This is a genomic window from Bifidobacterium tsurumiense, from assembly GCF_000741765.1.
Classification (GTDB): domain Bacteria; phylum Actinomycetota; class Actinomycetes; order Actinomycetales; family Bifidobacteriaceae; genus Bifidobacterium; species Bifidobacterium tsurumiense.
In genome coordinates, this window is record NZ_JGZU01000014.1 from 1 (window position 1) to 2,689 (window position 2,689).

Annotated in this window: 2 protein-coding genes and 1 pseudogene; all 3 read left to right on the forward strand. The window is 52.6% G+C overall.

Annotation, left to right across the window (positions count from 1 at the left end; genetic code table 11):
* Positions 1-14 precede the first annotated feature (14 nt).
* Positions 15-269 (forward strand): annotated as a pseudogene (locus tag BITS_RS05830) (transposase); the annotation flags it as partial.
* A 96-nt stretch (positions 270-365) separates the two neighbouring features.
* Positions 366-2,405 (forward strand): BspA family leucine-rich repeat surface protein, encoded by a 2,040-nt coding sequence (locus BITS_RS05835; RefSeq protein WP_026642738.1) that lies wholly within the window; start codon positions 366-368, stop codon positions 2,403-2,405.
* Between the two features lie 27 nt (positions 2,406-2,432).
* Positions 2,433-2,689, forward strand: a 257-nt coding sequence (locus BITS_RS09240) for a hypothetical protein (protein ID WP_044259590.1), incomplete at its 3' end; no start/stop codon positions are given.

Below are 2,689 nucleotides of genomic sequence, written 5' to 3' on the forward strand. Positions count from 1 at the left end.
CGGCTGTCTGAGGAGGCATCGGCGAGACCACGACCTACCTGCTGGACGGATTCCCCGCCGAGCACCGCAGGAGGATCCGGACGAACAACATGATCGAACGCTCAGGGAAATCAGGCGACGCACCCGGGTCGTACGGCAGCTTTCCCGACTCCAACAGCGCACTCATGCTCATATGCGCGCGCATACGCTACGTCACGGCAAACGATTGGAGCGCCATACGCTACCTTGACATGTCCCGACTCGATGACAACCTCAAGGAAGCGAACTGAACACCGCACCAAAAACGGGCGAAACTAAATTTGCGCAACAAATCGGGCACTACCGATTTCGCATATGTGGTGAGAGATATTGAAGAAAGGATAATCATGAAACATCCATCACTCTCTATCCGAAGATTGTGCGTGGCAGCATTGTCGACAATTGCGGCGATTGCTCTCGCACTCGTTGTGCCATCAGCAATGGCTCAGGACGTCCCAGAAGACGGCTTTGCATATGCAAAATATGACTCGAGCACCACAACATTGACATTCCTGAGGGATGGTATTCGCCATCCTGACAGGTCACGGGACAACCTCGATTCGAATATCACTTGGTATGTGGTCGATGAAAGTGATCCCTATGCCGGCATGCCATCGTGGCAATGGAATGAAGATGTAACGAAAATCGTGTTCGAGAACGATATCCATCCCCGTAGCACATATCACTGGTTTGCCAATATGCGGCATGTCACCAGCTTCGAGGGTGCCGAACATCTGGATATGAGCGGCGTTGTCGATATGCGGAATATGTTCTTCGACGTCTCCAACCTGACCTCGCTGGATGTCAGCACATGGGATACCGGCAATGTGGAAAACATGACCAATGCCTTCCATGGCGCAACCAAACTGACCAGCCTAGATGTGAGCAATTGGGACACGCATAATGTCACATCTATGGCAAGCATGTTTATGTCGACTTTTGCACTCACCAGCTTGGATGTCAGTGCATGGGACACCAGCAATGTGGAAGATATGAGCGGCATGTTCCAGAGCGCCCGATCCCTTACCGAACTCAAGGGAATCGAAAACTGGGATACACACAGCGCAGAGAATATGTCCGGCATGTTCTACGGTGCAAATGCTATTACCAGCCTTGATGGCATCGGCCAATGGAACACCGGCAACGTCCTGTACATGTCGAATATGTTTGCCGAAACCACATCATTGCAGAAGCTCGAAATCGGTTCTTGGGACACCAGCAGCGTTCAGGATATGTCTTCGATGTTCTGGAAAGCCACATCACTTGCCAGCCTCGAAGGCATCGGCGCATGGGATACCAGCAAAGTTGAGGATATGAGCGATATGTTCGGTGGGGCTGAATCAATAACCAATCTTGCCGGCATCGAAGCCTGGGACACAGGCAATGTCCAAAACATGAACGGCATCTTCTATGGCATGACATCCCTTACCAATCTTGATGGCATAGGCGCATGGAATACCAGCAAGCTCGTCGACCTTGGATGCGCTTTCTGCGGTTCAACCAAGCTTACCGAACTCGATCTGGGCAACTGGGACACCGGCAAGGTGATCAATATGGGATATGCCTTCGCAGGAACTGAATCCTTGCATACTCTGAATCTTCGCAATTGGTCGGTAAAGAATATCATTTCACCTGATGAAGAATCTGGTGACGACGAAGATGATTGCAATGTCGTGTGTGCGGACCGCTCCACGTATATCGAATTCGGACCAGCATTGCGCGAATTGACACTGGGACCGCAGTGGGTATTCACCGAGGCCGATTCCATCCCTACCCCGTCATCTGATGCGCCGTACACCGGCAAATGGGCTCGTGATTCGGCTACCAGCACCACTCAACTCACTGCCGATGAGTTGCATGCGGCATATCCCGACGAGGGTTATGCCGATGGACAGGTGCACACCTGGGTCTGGGGAGAAACCTTGACCTATGCCCTGACATACGACGCCAATGGTGCAGATGTGCGGAATATGCCGGCGAATGAGCAAAGCGATCCCGCTGACCCATCCGTCTCGCCGAGCATGGAGATGCAGGTTTCCGACATCTCGCCAACTCGCAAGAATTACGAGTTCAAGGGCTGGAATACCTCGGCAGATGGCAGCGGTATGGACTATAAAGCCGGGGCGTCCATCAACCTTGAGGCAAGCAATCCATCCGTCACCTTGTATGCGCAATGGGACGAAGTCGCAAAAGAGCAACCAGTGCCACCGACACACAACAAGACCGAACAACCGGCGCCGCCGGCAACCGATACCGCGAAGCCCAAGCCAAACAAGAAGACCAGACTCGCTCGTACTGGTGCGAACACTGCCGCTCTTCTTACGTCCGCAATAGTTCTTCTCGGCTCCGCAGGCCTTGTTTTCATGCGCAAACGCGATGAGGAATAGAACCAAGGAGTAATCTACAATCTATCAATGAACACCATTCCTCCCACCGGCACGAACCGAAATGCACGTAACCATCGTGCATTTCATGATGAACCGGTGGGGGTTATAGGCCAAATTGTGTGTCTGGTGGTGGTTTTATTCGGTGGCGTTTGGGTATCTGGTGCTGGTGTGGAATTCGTTCCAGTCGATGCCGGTTCCGTATCGGTTGGGTATGCCGAACGTTTCGTATGCGCCTTGGGGGCTCCTTTCCCGATGCCATGCCTGTGGAGTTCCTCGATTTTCTG